The 19945-nt window shown below is 43.1% G+C and carries 17 protein-coding genes; 5 read left to right on the top strand and 12 right to left on the bottom strand.

Annotation, left to right across the window (positions count from 1 at the left end; translation table 11 throughout):
• Positions 1-269 precede the first annotated feature (269 nt).
• Together ACTJJD_RS08310 and ACTJJD_RS08305 are read left to right on the top strand one after the other, a co-directional pair.
• Positions 270-1040: a WecB/TagA/CpsF family glycosyltransferase gene (locus ACTJJD_RS08310; protein WP_025208087.1), complete on the top strand. Its 771-nt coding sequence runs from the start codon at positions 270-272 to the stop codon at positions 1038-1040.
• A gap of 11 nt (positions 1041-1051) precedes the next feature.
• Positions 1052-2239, top strand: a complete 1188-nt coding sequence (locus ACTJJD_RS08305) for a CDP-glycerol glycerophosphotransferase family protein (protein WP_440608284.1) — start codon at positions 1052-1054, stop codon at positions 2237-2239.
• Between the two features lie 17 nt (positions 2240-2256).
• On the opposite strand, the gene ACTJJD_RS08300 is transcribed toward ACTJJD_RS08305, so the two are convergent.
• The 12 genes from ACTJJD_RS08300 to ACTJJD_RS08245 form a co-directional block, all read right to left on the bottom strand.
• Positions 2257-4887: a glucosaminidase domain-containing protein gene (locus ACTJJD_RS08300; protein WP_440608283.1), complete on the bottom strand. Its 2631-nt coding sequence runs from the start codon at positions 4885-4887 to the stop codon at positions 2257-2259.
• Between the two features lie 122 nt (positions 4888-5009).
• Positions 5010-5960, bottom strand: a complete 951-nt coding sequence (manA, locus tag ACTJJD_RS08295; RefSeq protein ID WP_440608282.1) for a mannose-6-phosphate isomerase, class I — start codon at positions 5958-5960, stop codon at positions 5010-5012.
• A 147-nt stretch (positions 5961-6107) separates the two neighbouring features.
• Entirely contained in the window at positions 6108-6929 is an 822-nt protein-coding gene (locus ACTJJD_RS08290; RefSeq protein ID WP_007499907.1) for a carbohydrate ABC transporter permease, read from the bottom strand.
• Positions 6926-7897, bottom strand: coding sequence for a carbohydrate ABC transporter permease (locus ACTJJD_RS08285; RefSeq protein ID WP_024719268.1), 972 nt, complete (start codon positions 7895-7897; stop codon positions 6926-6928). The genes ACTJJD_RS08290 and ACTJJD_RS08285 overlap by 4 nt, the downstream gene beginning before the upstream one ends.
• 58 nt (positions 7898-7955) lie before the next feature.
• Positions 7956-9224: an ABC transporter substrate-binding protein gene (locus ACTJJD_RS08280; RefSeq protein ID WP_008343221.1), complete on the bottom strand. Its 1269-nt coding sequence runs from the start codon at positions 9222-9224 to the stop codon at positions 7956-7958.
• 99 nt (positions 9225-9323) lie between these two features.
• Positions 9324-10745 (bottom strand): response regulator transcription factor, encoded by a 1422-nt coding sequence (locus tag ACTJJD_RS08275; protein ID WP_035702234.1) that lies wholly within the window; start codon positions 10743-10745, stop codon positions 9324-9326.
• Entirely contained in the window at positions 10739-12181 is a 1443-nt protein-coding gene (locus tag ACTJJD_RS08270; protein WP_440608281.1) for a histidine kinase, read from the bottom strand. Before ACTJJD_RS08270 ends, ACTJJD_RS08275 begins: the two co-directional genes overlap by 7 nt.
• Positions 12178-13179, bottom strand: a complete 1002-nt coding sequence (locus ACTJJD_RS08265) for a sugar-binding protein (protein ID WP_440608280.1) — start codon at positions 13177-13179, stop codon at positions 12178-12180. The genes ACTJJD_RS08270 and ACTJJD_RS08265 overlap by 4 nt, the downstream gene beginning before the upstream one ends.
• Before the next feature lie 70 nt (positions 13180-13249).
• On the bottom strand, positions 13250-13705 hold the full coding sequence (locus tag ACTJJD_RS08260) for a GNAT family N-acetyltransferase (protein ID WP_025208094.1): 456 nt from the start codon (positions 13703-13705) through the stop codon (positions 13250-13252).
• A gap of 109 nt (positions 13706-13814) precedes the next feature.
• Entirely contained in the window at positions 13815-14423 is a 609-nt protein-coding gene (locus ACTJJD_RS08255) for a bifunctional 4-hydroxy-2-oxoglutarate aldolase/2-dehydro-3-deoxy-phosphogluconate aldolase (RefSeq protein ID WP_440608279.1), read from the bottom strand.
• Positions 14395-15411 (bottom strand): sugar kinase, encoded by a 1017-nt coding sequence (locus ACTJJD_RS08250; protein ID WP_440608278.1) that lies wholly within the window; start codon positions 15409-15411, stop codon positions 14395-14397. Before ACTJJD_RS08250 ends, ACTJJD_RS08255 begins: the two co-directional genes overlap by 29 nt.
• 86 nt (positions 15412-15497) lie before the next feature.
• Positions 15498-16508 carry a LacI family DNA-binding transcriptional regulator gene (locus tag ACTJJD_RS08245; protein WP_048001910.1) on the bottom strand — a complete coding sequence of 337 codons (1011 nt, stop codon included), beginning with the start codon at positions 16506-16508 and terminating at the stop codon, positions 15498-15500.
• A 257-nt stretch (positions 16509-16765) separates the two neighbouring features.
• Here ACTJJD_RS08245 and kduI point away from each other — a divergent pair, with 257 nt between their 5' ends.
• The 3 genes from kduI to ACTJJD_RS08230 all read left to right on the top strand — a co-directional run bounded on the left by kduI (position 16766) and on the right by ACTJJD_RS08230 (position 19942).
• Complete coding sequence (gene kduI / locus ACTJJD_RS08240; RefSeq protein ID WP_017368169.1) at positions 16766-17593, top strand: 5-dehydro-4-deoxy-D-glucuronate isomerase; 828 nt, start codon at positions 16766-16768, stop codon at positions 17591-17593.
• Between the two features lie 4 nt (positions 17594-17597).
• The gene (kduD, locus tag ACTJJD_RS08235; RefSeq protein WP_041091449.1) at positions 17598-18371 is read left to right on the top strand and encodes a 2-dehydro-3-deoxy-D-gluconate 5-dehydrogenase KduD; all 774 of its coding nucleotides are present in this window, start codon (positions 17598-17600) and stop codon (positions 18369-18371) included.
• Positions 18372-18475: 104 nt separating this feature from the next.
• Positions 18476-19942, top strand: coding sequence for a spore germination protein (locus ACTJJD_RS08230; RefSeq protein WP_024719277.1), 1467 nt, complete (start codon positions 18476-18478; stop codon positions 19940-19942).
• The last annotated feature ends 3 nt before the right edge of the window (positions 19943-19945 follow it).

Below are 19945 nucleotides of genomic sequence, written 5' to 3'. Positions count from 1 at the left end.
ACCTCATTATATCATAATGCCTAAAAAACGTTAAGAAAATGTAAAGACAAACTATTTCCAATTTAATGGATGAAATAGTGAAACTGCGTCAATACAGTATTTCAACGTTTTTAGAGACTAGTTGTTTATTAAAATGTCATGAAATTAAAAGGATTGTAAAGTTATTGTTAATATTTCATGGAGCAACTGTGATAAAATGATCTGTAGGTTAAGAATGAATTTACAATGATCGTACAATAGATAACAAAAAGAAAAAGGGGGTTTATACAGTGGAAACAGAAGTGGTCTCTAACCTTTCTTATGTAAATGGCGACTTAGACGAATTTATTAGTTATATGAACCAACACCACCTTTCACAGCGAAGAGGCGCAATGATTGCAACGGTGAATCCAGAAATAGGCTATGCAACTATGAAGGATCATGCATATCATAAAGTCATCTCTTCTGCAGACTATGTCTTACCTGATGGTGTAGGTGTTGTCTTGATGTCACGTCTTATAAACCATCCGTTGAAATCAAGAATTGCAGGCTTTGAGGTCTTCATGTCTATGCTTGATCTCGCAAACAAGCAATCTAAAAGTATCTTTTTATATGGGGCGAAAGAAGAAGTGCTCGAGGCTGTCAAACAGCGAATTGATACGGAATATCCAAATGTGGTGATTGCAGGCAGCTGTGATGGTTATCAAGCGGATAAACGATTTGTGGCAAAACAAATTGCTCGTTCAAAAGCAGATATGGTGTTTGTTGCTTTAGGTTATCCAAACCAAGAGAACTTTATTTATGAATACCGTCATTTGTTCCCGCAAGCTGTTTGCATCGGTTTAGGCGGAAGCTTTGATGTATTTAGCGGAACGGTGAAGCGTGCACCACGCTGGATGATTAAAACAAATACGGAATGGCTGTACAGACTCATTGTCAATCCGTGGAGATGGAAACGAATGCTGAATATCCCAAAGTACGCTTTTGCCGTATTAAAAGAAAACAAAGGGAAAAAGCGCTACTATCCTGAGCAAGTAAAAGATCAGACGAAGCAGCTGTGAGAGACTGATACATGATGAATATACACTCAATGATCATCTCATGCTATGCAGCTTTTGTTTCTTTTGCTGGATGGCTCATGAGCGGCGTGAAACCTCGTGACAATCAGGTGACGCTGCTTGTTTCATTCCAAGAGAATGCAGCTGCTCTCATCGATACTTATCAACAACAGGCGAATATGACAATGAAGCTCACTGTCCTCTATACGAAGCATGCTTCCGTGATAGAAAAGGACGTGCCTCATGTGTCATTTCGCTATTTTCATGAAAAAAATCCCATCCATCTCATTCAATGTATCTATACGATGCTAAAAAGCAAAGTTGTCGTCACAGATAATTATTTTCTGATGACAAGTGTGCTAAGAAATAGACCTTCTACTACTTGTATTCAAGTGTGGCACGCCAATGGTGCTTTGAAAAAATTCGGTCTTGAAGATGCTTCAAATCATCACCGAAGTTCTCGTGATCTGCAGCGTTTCAAGCGGGTCTATGCGTCTTTCGATTATATCGTTACTGGCTCAGATCACATGCGCGAGATTTTCAAAACTTCATTTGGCGTCAACGACGATCGTTTTTTGCCAACAGGTGTCCCCTTCACAGATGCGTACTATGATGAGCGCCCTATTTCCTTTCAGACGGATATTTTTCCAAAAGGCAAAAAAATGCTGCTGTATACGCCGACCTACCGGGACTTTGCAATGGACGGTCTTGTCTTACCTTTTTCTAAAGAACAATTGCAGAGAGAGCTGAATGGTGACTATATCCTGCTCGTCAAACTTCATCCTGCAGTGAAACACCTAGCCAAAGCAGAAACAGATGGTGAGTGGATATTTGATGTGTCCGATCAGCCGCTCTTTCCATTGCTCTCTGTATGCGATGTCCTGATTACAGATTATTCGTCCATTGTGTTTGAATATGCGCTGCTCCGAAAGCCTGTTTTGTTCTTCACTTACGATCTAGAGACTTATCGCATGAAACGCGGCTTAGTCGAACGTTATGAAGACATCATTCCAGGAAAGGCTTGCGTCACTCAAGATATGCTCTTAGAGGAGCTTAAGCAGCTAAACGAATCAGCCAATCAAGACTTATTGAAAACCTTTGCTGAGGAATGGAACCAATATTCAAAAGGGAAATCAAGTCAGCAGCTTCTTTCCTTTATTGAACATCAGCTGTTACACAAAAAACGTCCGGCTTCTCATTAAGAAGCACGGACGTTTTTTTATTTGTTATACACGGGGATATCATAATACAGCGTATAGTTATCAAGTAAGTTATACAAACTATACATACGTGTGACCTGTTTAGAAGCCCAGCCAATATCCGTTGCATATTGGTGAGTGGCTGTCGCAGACCACCGCATTTTGTAAATGGTATCTTGTTTGTATGTGGCGTTATTGATATAGCTGTTACCAATAAATTTTGCCCCGCCAATAATGGCCGCCTCAGGTGTGAACCATTGCTGTTCATACGCATACTTTGCACCGAGATAATTCGGGTTGCTGTCATATGCGCCTATACCATACATGTTATATACTTTTTTCCCATTAAACATCGTACCATTCGCTAAAATGGAATTTCCGTTACCTGTTTCAAGCAATGCATGTGAAATGAGATAGATTTCGTTAATATGATACGTTTTCGCTGCTGTGATAAAGGCTTGTCCTTTTCCGGCAAGAATCCCTTTCCCTGCTAAAATCTTCGTATTCACTTCAGTCGGGTTGAGATTTGCAGCTTCAGAGAGTTTGAGAAATTGAAAATAAGATTGAGTGCCCTCCACGATATTCGCTGGGTCTACATATTTTAATACTTCTGCTGAACTCGCATTTCTCCAGCCAAGGTTGATCTTGATCCAGTTGCCTTCTTTTCCAAGCTGCTTCACTTTTGTTCCTTTGTTCAGCTGTGCGACGATGTTGCTTGCCGAACTTGAATCAGGTGTAGAACGTACATTTAGCCCGTCTGTATTCACTGTGGACGTTGCTGGGTCTACATATGTCGCATAGACATAGGCTGCACCGTCTGTCTGCGGCGATACCTTCATTTGTTTGTTTACCATCTCATTGACTGTGAGGTTATAATTCGTCTGCATCACCATTGGACCGTTTTTGATTTTTGTCGCTGTGGCTGTCCAGCCGTATTGGCTTTTCACAAAAGCAATGGCCGCATTCGCATTTGGTAATCCTGTAAACTGCTGTGTGATGTTGATTTTATATGCCGGTTTTGTCGTTGTTGTATAAGCAGCTGGTTCATTTCGTTTTTTGAAGAATGTCATGCCTTGATCTCTTAAGGCAACAGTCGAAATGACCCCAGTCTTGATCTGATATTGACCATAATCAGTTGCTCCCGTTTTTTGGGCGGCTGCTTTCATTTTTTGTTTCGTTAAATAACTTAAGGCTTGATTCAGTTTTGTCTGATTCACAGTCGCCTCTGTCGTAATACGGTATTGCTTAACAGCTTCTGTTAATGTTTTTGTACTGCTGGCAACTCCATTTTTTTTCATGATCTCTTGCGCCTGCTTCACTTTGCTTTGATCATATACAGGGGTTGTCTTTAGGCTGTATGCTTTACTGACTGTTTGTCCCTTGCCTGTTGTGATGCTGCTTGTCACCTTTTGTGCTTTTAAGTATGCAGCACCTTTATTTATTTTTGTCTGATCCGTTGCTTGATTCACAACAAGTCGATACGTGCTGTCAGATGCTTTGCCTGTTTTTTTCGTTGTGGCGGATACTTTTTTCTTTTGGAAAAATGCCGTTGCTTTTTTCGCTTGATCATCGCCCAAAAGATTCCCAGTCACTACTTGATATGGCTGTGTAGAGGAGATCTTTTTAGACGTATAGCGCCATTTCTTTTTCTTGAAAAAGGCAACTGTTTTTGCGTAAGTTGTGTCATTTAATTGATTGAGCTTTACGATATAATTTTTCGTTTTTCCTACTCGCTGCACAGTCCCTGACGCACCAGCTTGTTTCTTGATCTGAGCCGCCGCTGAGGCTGCTTGTTTATTGTCTTTGAAATAGCCTGATTCCATGCTATACACATTTTTAACAGCTCCAGCCTTCTGAATCTTCCCACTGATTTTCGCTTCTTTTTGTAGCTGGGTCAGAAGGGTTTGCGCTTTAGACTGATTCGTTTGTGCAGCAGATGTGACGATGTAATACGGTTTGCCTGCTGCTACCGTTTGGAGTACTGCTTTTAAACCAGATTCCTTTTGAAAACCTTGCAGGATGGTATTCGCCTTACTCTGTCCAACAATATTGCCTGAGATCAGCTGATACACGGTGCCCGCTTTGTTTTCGGTTTGGTATGTACTAGTGACTCCGGCCTGTTTTTGCAGTTCGGTTTGGATACTTTTGACTTTCGTTTCAGAATCAATGGCTCCTGATATGACCTGATATGATGGTCTGCTTTGATTGATAGCTTCATAAGCGCTATTGAGTCCTGATGTTTTCGTCAGCTCGAGCGTCAGTTTTTTCGCCTGACTTTCATCGTTGATTGGATCAGATACGATTTTCTGTAAAGGAAGGCGGTCACCTACTGGAGACACCGTACCGCTCATGCCTAACTCTTTTTTTAATGCAGCGGCGCTTGCACTCGCTGCTACTTGTGAGTCATATCCTGAGGCAGTTAGCTGATAGGTCGATGTATTTCCTGACGTTTGATAAGTGGCTGTCCATTTCTTATCCTTTTTCAACGTGTCAACCGCTTTTTTCACTTCTGCTTCTGTTGTAAATACTTTTGAGGTGCTAATCGTATAAATGGATTGATCGACATAGGAGGCTGCTTGCACTTCTTTGCCTGTGTGTAATGTCATACCAAAGGCAGCTGCGAGTAACATAATCTTGATGGTTTTTTTCACGTTCCCTGTCCCTCTCTTAACTTTGCATAATAGTCTACTAATCTCTTTATCGACAAAAACAAGTCTCTTTCAAGTCCTTTATGCAATAGAAAAATAGAGGACTCTCGAAGTCCTCTTTTTCTTTATATATGTGACACAATCAGTTCACAAGATCCTTCAATGGTGAAGTTCCCAGTTTCAGCCGGCAGGATAAAATGGGCTCCTTTTGGCAGCGGATATGTATGTCCATTATGCTCTAAGGACCCTTCCCCATTAATAACGCTGCACAGCAAAAACGGATAATCTTGCGATAGCTCTACTTTTTGATCAATTTCCCATTTATACACAGAGAAGTATTCTGCTTCTACAAATGTTCTAATGGTCACCCCTGGACGAGTTTCTACTGATTCATCTGCATAACCGTCTACATGAGGAACCGTTGTGACATCAATGGCCTGCGTGAAGTGAAGTTCACGTTCATGGCCATTTTGGTCTTTTCGTTCATAATCATACACCCGATAGGTCGTATCTGAACTTTGCTGCGTTTCGAGAACCAGTGTGCCTTCACATAGTGCATGAATGGTACCGCTAGGCACATAATAAAAATCACCCGGCTTAATTTTCACTCGCCGCAAAAGGCCTTCCCAATCTCCGCTGTTCATCATGGTCACAAGCTCAGTTCTCGTCCTTGCATTATGACCGTAGATCATTTCTGCGCCTTCTTTGCAGTCAATGATATACCAGCACTCTGTTTTTCCAAGCTCGCCATTTTCATGTCTTTCCGCATAATCATCATCTGGATGAACTTGAACGGATAAGTCTTGGTTTGCATCTAAAATTTTTGTTAAGAGCGGGAAGCGATCGCCTTCTATTCCCCCAAACAATTCTCTGTGATTGTCCCATAGTTCGATCAGCGTTTCCCCTTTATATGGACCATCTTGCACGACACTTGGTCCGTTTGGATGAGCAGAAATTGCCCAGCATTCTCCCGTTTGATCAGAAGGAATATCATAGCCAAATTGATCCCTTAAGGCTGTACCTCCCCATATTCTCTCCTTCAATTCAGGCAGTAAAAAAATTGGTGACTGCTTCATTCAGGATGACTCCTCCCTTTGCTACCCTTTGATAATCCTTGCCTAGCAAGATGAAAACTAGCAAGTCTCAACTTTTATTATGACGCTATCTAAAGAGAAGTCAATCCTTTCAGTACACCGAATGAAAACGATAACAAGAAAATCAATTTACCCTTTGACAGAGCCTGCAAGAAGCCCTTTCACAAAGTATTTTCCAAGTAGAATATAGACCAAAAGTGTCGGCAGTGCAGCCAAGATGGCACCTGCCATTTGAACATTCCATTGCACAATTTGACTGCCTGATAAATTTTGCAATGCGACCATGACCGGCTGATTCTCTGCTGTGGTCATAGTGACCGCAAATAGAAACTCATTCCACACATTTGTGAACTGCCAAATGGCAACCACGACAAACCCTGTGATGGAAAGCGGCAGAATCATATGTCTGAAGATCCCGATAAACCCGGCTCCATCCATCTTCGCTGATTCAATCATTTCATCAGGAATGCTTACATAAAAATTGCGGAACATGAGTGTTGTGATTGGCAGGCCATATACGACATGAACAAGCACAAGTCCCGGAATGGAGTTATACAAGCCGATTTCACGTAAAAATTGAATAAGTGGAATGAGGATACTTTGATATGGAATAAACATACCAAACAACATGAAGGTAAACACCACTTCTGATCCTTTAAAGCGCCATTTAGACAGCACATAGCCATTCATCGCACCTAATACAGCTGACAATAAGGTAGCAGGAATGACTAGATAAAGAGAATTCATTAAATTGGGTGATAACTTTTCAAAAGCGATTTTGTAGCTTGAGAAATCTAGTGTAGATGGGAGCGACCACATTCGCTCAAGGGTCACTTCACCTAATGGCTTTAAGCTTGTGACGAGCATGACATAAACAGGCATGAGAAAAAACAAACTGCACAGTATTAATAAAGCATAAAGAACTGGACGGACAAACCCTCTTGCGATCATGATGAAGCCCCCTTCCGACTAGACAGGAGATACGGCACGATAAAGACCGCAACAGAAATCAGCATAACGATCGCAATGGCGGCACCACCTGCATAATGGTTTCCTCTAAAGGTCATTTCAAACATATAAACACCTGGCACATCGGTGACAAAGTTTGCACCTGGTCCTGTCATCGAGTAAATCAAATCGAAGATCTTTAAAGAAATATGTGCCATGATAATGACGACACTCGCTGTGATTGGTTTTAACAGCGGGAAAATGATTTTCCAGTAGATTTGCCACTCGGTTGCGCCATCCATTCTAGCAGCCTCTCTCACTTCCTCTGGAATACCTCTAAGACCAGCCAAATACATCGCAAGTGAGAACCCTGTCATCTGCCACACAGCAGCGATGACAACTGCAATCATTGCTGCCGGTACACCAAACTCAATTTTCCCCCAGACAAATCCAGCTAAAATGTTCGTATCCGTGTACCACTTGGGCTGGATGCCGAGAGTTTTTAAAAACAGATTCACCCCAGTTGATGGATTTAGGATCCATTGCCACACAACACCTGTGACCACAAAGGAAAGGGCCATCGGAAAGAAGAAGAGATTCCGAAAAAGTGATTCCCCCTTGATCTTCTGATCTAGTAAAATGGCCAGTACAAGCCCAGAAGCAATGACTGCTCCAATAAAGAATAAAGTAAAAAAGACCGTGTTTCGAAGATCTGACTGAAAGCGAAAATCTTGAAACAGCATGACATAATTTTTCATACCTGCGAAAGAAAAATCAGGAACAAGCGATGTCCAGTTCGATAATGAAACATATCCTGTCCAGCCAATAAATCCGTAAACAAAAATGAATAATAAAACAGCTGACGGTGCTAAAAATAGCAGGGCAAGCAGCTGGTCTCCATTCCATTTTTTCCGAACACGTTTCACTTTTGCTGCTGGTGTTTTTGTGATCGGCGATGTGTCCATGCGCATGAAGCTACACTCCTTTTTTTAAAAAAGAGGCGGTGCCTAACGGCCGCCTCTTTCATCTTTATTTCATTGAATCTTTTAAAGAAGAAACGAACTGGCTGCTGTCTTTTTGTGTCACGAAAATATTGACGGCTTGGTTCGCCTTCGTGACAAAACCTTCTTCAGCAGCTGAGCCATGCGCAAGAGACGGTGCCAGCTTTGACTCTTTAAACGCCTTCATTGCCGATTTTCCGTATTCATCATATTTTGATACATCTGCATCCACACGAGCCGGAATTGACCCTTTCAGCGGATTAAACGCATCCTGTCCTTCCACAGATCCTAAGACAGATAAGAATTTTTTCACGTTTTCTGGCTGTTTGACACCCTTCGGTAGTCCGAATGTATCCGTGATGACCATAAAGCTGCCCTCCGTACCAGGAGTTGCCACGTATCCAAAGTCTTTATTCACCTTCAAATCTAGATCATTCACAAAATATCCTTTTGCCCAATCGCCCATGACATTCATTGCAGCTTCCCCTTTTGCCACGAGTTGTGAGGCATCCTGCCAGTTACGCGAGCTATGATCGTCGTTGACGTACTCGAGCATACGTCCAAAGATGTCTGCCGCTTCCTTCACTTTTGCATCATCCATTTTTAAGTCGCCCGCCCAAAGTTTTTGATAGTCATCTGCACCTAATACACCTAGAAGAACGCTCTCAAACAAATGAGTCGCTGCCCAAGGTTCTTTATCCCCAAGCGCAAGTGGAGTAATCCCTTTTTTCTTTAAGGCATCGGCTGTTTTGAAAAATTCATCAAACGTCGTTGGCGGCTCTAAGCCCTGATCTTCAAATACTTTTTTGTTATACCAAAGCACATTGCCTCTGTGAATATTCACTGGAACGGAATAGATTTTCCCGTCTTTGCTCACAAGGTCAATCAGTGATTCTGGAAATTTATCCTTCCAGCCTTCTTTCTCATAAAGGTCATCCAGCGGCTCCATTTTGCCTGCGGCTACCCAGCTCTCATTCAGCTCTGCTCCCCCGTGTACTTGGAAAGTAGCTGGCGGATCATCTCCTTGCATCCGGCTTGTTAGAACAGCCTTTGCATTCGTACCAGCGCCACCAGCGACAGCTGCATTTTCAATTGGAATGTCTTTATTTTTCTCTTCAAACAATTGAATGAGTGCCTTCAGTCCGTCTTCCTCACCTGCACCAGTCCACCAAGAGAAAATTTCTAGCTTCTCCGCTCCGCCCTCTTTTTTTGCATCTGAGTTCGTCGATGAACTGCAAGCAGAGACGACCAGCATACAGAGTGCCAATAAAGTAAAGCCTATTTTAAACTTCATCATGGATCCCCCACCCCTATTTTGTAAGCGTTATCAAAATAAGTATACTGGCAGATCCTTGCCTTTTTTCAGGCAAACTTCTTCACTTTTTTATGAAATTCTTCATTTTTTTACGACCTGTTTTCGATATTCCTTCGGTGAACAGCCCACCATTTTTTTAAACACACGACTGACGTAATTCGGATCAGTATATCCTGCTTGATAGGTGATTTCTTTTAAACTAAGCGAACTCTCTTTCAGTAGCTTCTTCATTTTATCCATCCTACAGGTCGTCACATATTCTTTAAACGTCAGACCTGTCTCATCCTTAAAGCGTTTGGTGAAATACGTCGGGCTTAAATCAACATAGGCGGCCGTTTGCTCCAGCGTGATATGTTCGCAAAAATGTGTTTGAATGTATCGTTTCGCCCGTTCTATATCATTCACCGTCTGGGTTCTTGCTTCATACAGATCAAATAAATGTTCACAGCATTGGCGGCATCCTGTTTCTGTGGTGATAGCTAGAATCGGCACATCTGCACGAAGTCGTGATTTGAGTAAAATGAGCAGCTCTTTCACATGAGAAATGGTTGCCCCTTCTAATTGGAAGGCATCATAGTAAGCAAGAGCATCATCTCTTCTCCCTTCTTCTAGTGCCAGCATCATGTCATCGGCAAGCTCAGGCAAGTTGATCAATACGTAAGGTTGTCTATCTGTATAGTAAAAGCCATAACGAACCGCACCGTCATCTTTTTTTCGCTGATAATAGGAAAGCTTCGCTTCTGCCGCACTTTTCTGAAGTTGAAGTGGATTTGAGACAGGATGACCCATGCCAACAATGACAGGGGAATGCCGTTCGCTTGTCATAGCAGCGCGAATGGCTTGCAGTACATTCGCCTTTAGATGACCAGGTGATTGACGGCTGTAAATCAAGCATGTAAACAGCTCACCGCTCACTTTGATAGGCACTGCTTGAAAAAGAGCAGACTCCTGCAAATGATTCAGGAGTTGATCCCCACCTGTCCGCTGAACAGCGATCACTAGACCTGCTTGAAAATCATGAAACAGCCGCTCAAACGCTGTGGAGGAATAAGATTGACCGTTTAACACATGAGCTTCCAGCCATTTTGACTGCTGATTGACTTTCTCCGCCTGCCGCAGGGAGACCTCCTGCTGAATTTCTGCCGCAACAGAACGAATCGCTGTAATGGTTTCGTCTTTATCAGCTGGTTTGACAAGGTATTGTTTGACCCCTTCCTGCATGGCTTGCTTGGCATAATCAAACGTATCGTAGGCTGTCAGCATAATAAATTTAGTATGAGGACAGCTTGCTTTGATCTGTTTGATCGCTGTGAGTCCATCCATGCCTGGCATTTGAATATCCATGAGCACAAGGTCAATTGGCTTAGACCGCGCCAATTCCACCGCCTTTTTTCCATTCGCAGCTTCCCCTGCAATATGACAGTCTGGCAGCCATTCGGTCATGAACTTACGCATCGCCATTCGTTCAATTTTTTCATCATCCACAATCAGCACGTTCAGCATGCTCGTTCCTCCTTGATTGGTATTGTCAATTGAATAGTGGTCCCTTCGTTTGGCTTTGAATCAATTTGAAGGGCATCCTGCACTCCGTAAAACAAACGCAGCCTCGACATCACATTTCGAAGTCCAATTCCTGTCGAGTGACCTTTACTACGTGTGTCTGAAAGATCTTCTTCCTCTTGCGATAGCAATCTCTTTTTCTCTTGATCACTGATGCCAAGTCCATTATCCCGAATCCGAATCATGACAAAGCCATCATCTCGATCAATAGAGAGCTCTACAAGCCCACCCTCCTCTTTTGGTTCTACCCCATGAATAAAGGCATTTTCGACAAGCGGCTGCAATGTAAGGCTCGGAATGTGAACAGATAGACACGACTCATCTATGGTCGTTTTGCATGTAATACGATCGGAAAATCTTGTTTCTTGTATATGAAAATATTCTTTTACCACTTTCACTTCTTGTTCTAACGTAACAGATGCGCTGAGAGGAGATAGCGAATACCGCATCAGCGTAGAAACGGATTGTATCAATCTCGATGTCGCATCAGCTGATTCTAAGTACGCCATACGTGAAACGATGTTTAATGTATTAAATAAAAAATGTGGATTCATTTGGTTTTGTAGTGTTTTCAGCTTCATGTCTTTAATTTTCTGATCTAAAGCGGCCTTTTGTTTCATCTCTTCAATCATGACCTTCATCTCTCGCCGCATTCGCTCAAAGGCATGATTTAACACAGAGATTTCGTCCTTTGATGACACATGCAAATTCGGACCGTCAAAATTTCCTTCTGATACTTCTTTGGCACTTCGAGACAGATGAACGATCGGTCTTGAAATTCCACCCGCAATGATATAGGCCATCCATAAAGCGATGCCTATCGATAATGTAAACAGACATAGAGTAAAAAGCGCATACGTTTGATGTCTTTTTTGAAGGGATTGGTAGAGTACTTGATACTCAGATAATTCATCATCCAAAAGAGTCATTGTCTGTTCTTGTATATAAGAGGACACAGTTCTTACTTCTTTCACACTTGCAGCATATTCTTTGATTTTCCCTTTTTTGACATGATTCATTGTCGCATCACTTTCGTTTATGAGCGTCCGCATCATATATTGATATTTTTCAATGGACGGGATGGCGGCATGAAGCCCTGCATCTTTGAGTAATGCTTGATCATATGATGTCATTTTCTGTTTTGATTTAGCATACCCCTTGGCAAACGCCTGATCCTTTTCGATGGCAAAGGCGTTGACCTTTTCATACATCGTTTTTGCCTCTGTCGAAATATCATTCAGCAGGAGAAAGGAACGAAAGCTCTTGCTATATTCTGATGTGATTTTTGAACTGCTCCAATACACAAAAAAAGCGGCCACATTGCCAAGGAGCACAAGAATTAAAAAAGCCAATAATAACTTACTTCGTATTTTTCTCATGGCTGAACCCCCTGTGGTCTTTCCGTTTGATGAAGGGGCAGGTCTCCTCGCCGAATCACACTCGTCCCTGTGTACTGAAGCGGTTCTTGTTTATCCCCTTGTTGCAAACGAACAAGAGATTCAACCGCTTGATAGCCCATTTCATAAGGGTGCTGTACAACCACTGCATCAATTTTCCCATCATCCAGCGCTTGAATCGTATCAGGCAGAGTATCAAATGCGAGCACATAAACATCTTTAGATGAATGATATTGCTCTGTTGCTTGAATAATGCCGACACCGTCTAATGCACTTGTGCCATAAAATGCGGTGAGCTGCGTATGATCATTTAACAATTTATACGCAGCACCGGAAGCACCTGATTTCGTAATCGCAGACTCTTCTATTCCAGCAATATGAATGCGTTTTTCACCAGAAACGGCATCTCGAAACCCCTTCACGCGAAGCTTCTGGTGAATCGCATCAAGCCGTCCCGTCACAATGCCCACATACTGTTCGCCTTTTGTATCGGCGATGAGTGCCTGTCCGGCGATAAAGCCAGAATAATAGTTATCTGTTCCGACATACACTTGACGCTTGCTCCCCTCTGCATCCGTATCGACTGTGACGACATCTATACCTTTCTCTCTTGCTTTTTGAAAGAGCGGTTTATATTTCTTTGCATCAAGACCTTGCGTCATAATGCCATCCACATGACCAGCAATCGCCATATCAATGGTTTTCAGGTGATCATCCAAATCAGCCTGCTTTGGACCTAGGTATTCAAGATACACCCGATGAACTTCCGCCGCATCAGCAGCTCCCTTTTGCACCAATTGCCAATATTCATTATCAAGTTCCTCCGGTACAAGAACAAAGTGATATTGATAAGTTGATACTGCCTCTTCGGAAGCGCTTTCAATTTTAACTAAATCTTGACCTAATACAGATAAAAAAAGAACAGATACGACACAAAATGTGAGAAATGCGCCTATTCCGAACAACTTCGACCTTTTCATTCACATCCGCCTCCTTCCATTGTTGCCGCATAAAAAAAGAGCTGCTTATAAAAGCATACTCTCTCGACCTCTATAATTCCTTTGTCATAAATAAACTGTTCGGATCTTCTTGGTATGAACCAAAAGGCGGGCAATATTGAAAGCCAAAGCTCTCATATAATTTTCTTGCCGGTTCAAAGAAAGCAATCGCACCTGTTTCAAGGCTCACTCTTTTATACCCCCGCCGCTTCGCCTCTTGGAGAAGGTGGGTCAACAGATGCTTCGCCACGCCTTTTCGCATATGGGCTGCTGCCGTCCTCATCGATTTGAGTTCACCATGTTCACTTGATAGCTCCTTGATGGCTCCGCAGCCAAGAAGCACCTCGCCATCCCTTGCACTCCATACTGTGACGTCTTGTTTTTTCAGATCGTCTAACGGAAGGGCATGAATGCTTTCTGGCGGTGAATGTTTTTTCATCTCTTCTAAATGAGCTTGAATCAATTGTTCAATTTGACCATCTTTTAGTTCATCTTGTTGAATGTACATATCGACCTCTCCTTTATGCTCATTTTACGTGAAGAGAAGTGCCTTCCCATCTTTTATGTCAGATAAACGAACAAACAACCGGCAGTCATCCGCCGGTTGTTTATGTGTACTACATGATGGTGGAAGAAAGAACAGCTTGTAATTCTTCTGCTGTACTGCTTTCAAGCTGGCTGCCGACACCTACTGCCACGGCTCCTGCTTCAAGCCACTTTGGCACATCGACTGGATGAATGCCTCCTGTTGGGATGAACTCAATCTCTGGAAACGGGCCTTGCAAATTTTTCATATAGGACAAACCGAAGGCGCCGCTCGGAAAAAGCTTTAACACGCTGTATCCATTTGCTTTTGCCTGCATAATTTCACTTGGGGTCAAAACACCCGGAACGTAAAGTGTATCGTGAAAAGATAGGTGCTCTCCGATGACAGGAAGGTATCCCGGGCTGACGATAAATTGAGAGCCGGCTTCAATGGCTGATTGTGCCTGCTCAAGCGTTGTAATCGTTCCGGCTCCGACAATCAAGTCGTGGTCATGTTTGTAAGATGCAATGATCCGCTCTGCATTGGGCGTGGTATATGTCACTTCGATGGCCCGCACCCCTTTTTTCTTTAAACGACCAATCATCTCTATCCCGTCTGCTTCACTACCTGCTCTGACCACCGCAATGAGTTTACAAGCTGCGAGCTTCTCTTTAACGCTCATACTTGCTGACTTTCCCATACCTCTCATCTCCCTTCATATCGTGTCGCCTTTGATATCGTTTGGCTTCTTTTATAAATGCCTGAAGCTCTTCCCGAGTCGGCAGTCCCTCGTGATCTCCTGGGGACATGACTGCAAGTGCTCCAATGGCATTGCCTCTTGTCACCGATTTTTCATATGATAATCCGTCCAGCAGACCGCTCATCACTCCCACTGCAAATCCATCACCAGCTCCGACTGTATCCACGACATGAGACACATGGAAACCATCCACTACACCTTGGCCGGATGCACTTTTGAAATAGGCTCCTTCCGCTCCCAGTTTAATGACCACAAGCTTGACGCCTTTTTGTAAATAAACATCCGCAATTGCTTCCGGCTCATGACACCCCGTGAGTCTTTGACCTTCTGCAAGCCCTGGGAAAAACCAATCTACTTGAGCAGCCATCTGATTCACCGTATGAATCATGTCTTCTTCCTCTTCCCATAGTTGAAGTCTCAGGTTCGGGTCAAAGGAAATGGTTTTTCCTGCTTTCTTCATTTCTTTAAGGGCATAAAAAGAAAACGCTCTCATTTCACTAGACACAGCAGGCGGGATTCCGGTCATATGAAGATGTCCTGCCTGCTGAAAGTAAGTGGACGGGAAATCGCTTGGGTTCAATGTACTCGCAGCAGAGCCTTTTCGGTAGTACGTCACATCAGGGTCTCCATCGATGACTTTTGATTTCAGCAATATCCCTGTTTTGGCTCCATCATTTGAACGGAGTACTGCCTTCGTATCGACCCCTTCTTTTTGAAGCTCTTCTAAAATAAATGTACCAAGTGAGTCCACCCCGACCTTGCTCATCCAGCCTACGCTAAAGCCTAATCTTGCCAAGCCGACCGCAACATTACTCTCTGCACCAGCAAGTGCTTTTTGAAACGTATGCACTTGGTGAAGCTCGCCAATTTCTTTTGCATAAAACATCGCCATTGATTCCCCAAATGTGATCACATCCAATGCTTTCACTGATTTCTCCCCTTTCTTGGTACCGGTTTCAAAACAGTTGAAAAAGAGAGAGCATGCACGTATGTATACTCTTCTCTGCCTGACGTTTATAAAGATTTTCTCACAATGATTTCTCCATCAAGTTGAATGGTCTGGGGTGCACTCTTATCCCCTTCAAGACGCGTCTTGATTTTTTGCATCGCCGCTCTCCCCATCTCATGAGATGGCTGCGCCACCGTAGTGATGCCTGGCCCGATCAGCTTATACCATTCTGTATCATCAAATCCGGCAATGCCTATCTCCTCAGGAATCTTCACCCCAAGATCGACGAGTTCACTGATGAGCTTCAGCATGAGTAATCCATTGCCTGCTAAAATCGCTTTTTTCTGATGGTTTGATTGTAAAAAACGACAAATCTCATCTCGCATTTGTTCCTTTTGCTTCAAATTGATTTCTGCAATCATAGGTGTCTTATGTTGACTCATGGCCGTCTGTTCATAGGCTTCTTTTCGTTCTTCACGAGGACTAATCCCATCAACCGGCTCAGTAAAGAAAGCGATATGTTCGTAGCCTTTTTCAACCATTTGATGAAGTAGACGAGCCGTGATGTCACGGTTATTCGTTGTGACGGTATCGACCTTGAGTTCAGGTAACTTACGGTCAACAAGAACAATCGGTACACCATTTTGCTTAAAGTCTTGCAAAATGTCATTGTTTTGACCCGTCGTATTAATGATCAGCCCTTCAATATAATGCGCATGCAGCTTCAGAAGCATTTCTCGTTCTTTTTCTGGACGATTATCTGTGTTGCACACCATGATGCTGTATCCATATTCATCACAAATCTCTTCCACACCACGAAGTGTCGCAACAGAGAACGGGTTCGTAATATCAGCCACAATAAAACCAATGACCTTGCTCTTTCTTACTTTCAATCCTTGGGCAAGCTGACTCGGACGATAATGGAGCTCCTCAATGGCTTTTTTTATCTTTTTTACCTTTTCAGGAGAAATCTCATTTGTTCTGCCATTGATGTATCTGGATACCGTTGATTTTGAGACACCTGCATATGCTGCAACTTCGTTAATGGTGACTTTCGTTTGCTTTTTCTCTTTCATACAAAAAACTCCCAAGATCGATCTTCTCATTTGTTTCGAAACCGATTTCAAATAAACTTAAAAAAAGCATACCACAAGTTGAGCTGTATCAGAAGATTTTTTTCATGAACATGAAGAAAAAAAGCTTTTATACAAATAAAGAAAGCGATTACAAATTAACGGTTGACGCCGCTCTCTTTTTCCTCTAGAATTTTCCTTGAAACCGATACCAAATAAAATAATCATATGTTTCAGATGGAAAGGGAGGCTTATCTCAAATGGAAAATCGTTATGCTGTACATCCTGAGCAGGTCAAGCGTTTTACAACAGAGGAACTTCGTCGTCATTTTCATATTCCGACACTTTTTGTCAGTGGTGAATTGAAGCTGTATTATTCGCATGAGGACCGTGTGGTGATTGGCGGTGTTATGCCGACATCAGAACCGATCAAGCTAGATGCCGGCGACTTTTTACGTACAGAATATTTCCTTGAAAGACGGGAAATTGGCATTGTGAATGTCGGCGGCCAAGGTACGGTTACAGTCGATGGTGAGTCATTTGTGCTGGAGCATAAAGATTTCTTATATATTGGACTTGGACACGAACATGTACAGTTTGCTAGTTCATCAGGTGAGCAGGCCAAATTTTATCTTGTGTCAGCCACAGCTCATAGAGCGTATCCGACACAAAAGGCTGCGATCGCTGAATTAACACCGAATCATTTAGGGGAAGCATCCGCCTCGAACGTACGGAATCTGTATCAGGTCATTCATGCAGACGGCATCCAAAGCTGCCAGCTTATGATGGGCATCACTCAGCTTGAAACCAATAACACATGGAACACGATGCCTGCTCATATACATGACCGGCGGATGGAAGTGTACTTATATCTTGATATAGAGGAAGACGCACGTGTCTTTCATTTTATGGGGGAGCCATCTGAAACGAGACATCTCGTTGTAGCAAATGAAGAAGCCGTCATCTCACCTGCCTGGTCCATTCATTCAGGCTCAGGTACCGCAAATTATTCATTTATTTGGGCAATGGCGGGAGAAAACTATACGTTTAAAGATATGGACTTTGTCCCGATGGACCAGCTGAGGTAATGAAATGACGACGACATCATATGTAGCGTCCCTCTTTTCCCTCGAAGGCAAAACAGCTCTTGTCACAGGTCCTGGAACTGGTATTGGGCAAGGGATTGCCGTAGCGCTTGCCCGTTCAGGTGCAGATATCATCGGCACCTACCACCATACGCCGCTTGATGAAACAAAAGAACTTGTCGAACAGACCGGCAGATCATTTCATGCGATTCAAGTAGACTTTTCAGATCCTAAGTCCGCAAAGCGGGATGTTGATGCCCTTTTAAAGCAGCATTCAATTGATATTTTGATCAATAATGCTGGGACCATTAAAAGAGAAGAGGCCGCTCAATATTCAGAGGAAAACTGGCATACTGTGATGGATGTGAATATCAACAGTCTCTTTTTCCTCACGCAAAAGGTCGGACAGCAGATGCTGAATAAAGGGCAAGGGAAAATCGTCAATATCGCTTCCCTTCTATCATTTCAAGGCGGTGTCTTTGTTCCCGCTTATACAGCAAGTAAGCATGCTGTCGCAGGTTTGACGAAAGCTTTTGCAAATGAATGGGCAAGTCAGCATATTCAGGTCAATGCGATCGCGCCTGGTTATATTGCAACCAATAACACGCAAGCCATTCGTGACGATGCGAACCGGAATGAAGAAATTCTGAAACGAATCCCCGCTGGACGCTGGGGACGGCCTGAAGATCTAGCAGGTGCCGCCGTCTTTCTCAGCTCCCCTGCCTCTGATTATATGAACGGTCATATTTTAGCCGTAGATGGCGGCTGGCTGGCGAGATAAACATGTGAAGAGAATTCCTATTTTAGGGGATTCTCTTTTTTCTATTTGCATAATTCTTCTCCTTCCGAGTCACTCTATAAAAAAAGACATGAGGGTGAGGTATTATGAAAAGTCGTATTGAACAAGATATAGAGTCCGTCATTCAGCGTGTCAAAAGCTTTGCCGGCAAAAGTGATGATATCGTGTTCCACTCTTTTTCATTTGGTCCTTCCGCTGTCTCTGCATGTCTCGTGTACGTTGAAGGACTCACAGAATTTGAGATGCTTTCCAAACAAATTATTTCACCTATGCAAAAGGAACTGACCATCACCGAGGTCGACCACACCACACTTTCTCTCCTTTCTAAAACGTTCTTTGGTATTCAAAATGATGTGCTGGAAGATATGAACCTTGCCATCGAGCAGTTATACAGCGGCAGGGCTATTTTATTTGTGGATAGAGCCACACAAGCGCTTGCGCTCCATACGAATCTTTTTCAATTTAGAGAAGTAGAGGAGCCGCAATCAGAAGTCCTTGTAAGAGGACCCCGGATTGGATTTATTGAAAATCTTGAAAAAAACACGGCATTGCTTCGTGAACGGGCAAACGATCCGAATCTTGTCATTCAAAAGGTGAACATAGGTACTCGTAACAAGAAATCTGCTGCTCTTGTATATGTTCGTGATATCGCAGACCCCAAACTAGTAGATGATGTATTTTCTCGCATGAAGCAAATCAAAATGGATGATATTCCTGAGAGCGGCTACATAGAACAGCTGATTGAAGACAGTCATATCTCTATTTTCCCGCAGATTCAAAATACAGAACGTCCTGATCGGGTGATTGCCTCTGTGTTAGAAGGAAAGGTGTCTATTTTGCTCGATGGGACGCCGTTTGCCCTCATTATGCCGATGACTCTCACTGCCTTGATGCAATCACCGGAGGATTATTATCAAAGATGGACAAGTGCGACTCTTTTGCGTTTGCTCCGTTATATTGCCGTGCTTTTGACGATCTTTTTACCGGGACTCTATATCGCCCTTGTTTCCTATCATCCTGGTTTATTACCAACACGAATGGCACTGACCATCGCAGGCAGCCGGCAAAATGTGCCCTTTCCTCCTGTAGTGGAAGCCATTTTGATGTCGTTTACGATTGAACTGCTGCGGGAAGCTGGACTTCGTCTTCCTAGGGCGATCGGGCAGACGATTGGACTGATTGGCGGCGTCATTATTGGACAGGCGGCTGTCCAAGCCAATATCGTCAGTGCCTTAATGGTCATTATTGTGTCTCTGACGGCACTAGCCGATTTCACTGCTCCATCATATGATTTCAGCTTCCCCCTACGCATTCTGCGGTTTATGGCCATCTTCAGTTCAGCCATGTTTGGATTATACGGCCTCATCATGTGTTATTTATTTGTACTTTGTCACTTGATGCAGCTAAAGACCTTTGGTTTTGACTATTTCACACCTGTTTTGTCTTCACCGTTTTCAGATTTAAAAGATACGTACGTTCGTTTACCAATAGGGCTATTTAAATCAAGACCGAAAACAGCCAAGACAAAAAATCTCAAAAGACAAGGAGAGTAAACG

Source organism: Bacillus sp. 22446 (assembly GCF_052044955.1).
GTDB classification, from domain to species: Bacteria; Bacillota; Bacilli; order Bacillales; family Bacillaceae; genus Bacillus; species Bacillus altitudinis.
Note: the sequence above shows the minus strand (reverse complement) of the source record. Positions and strands in the feature narration are given on the sequence as shown.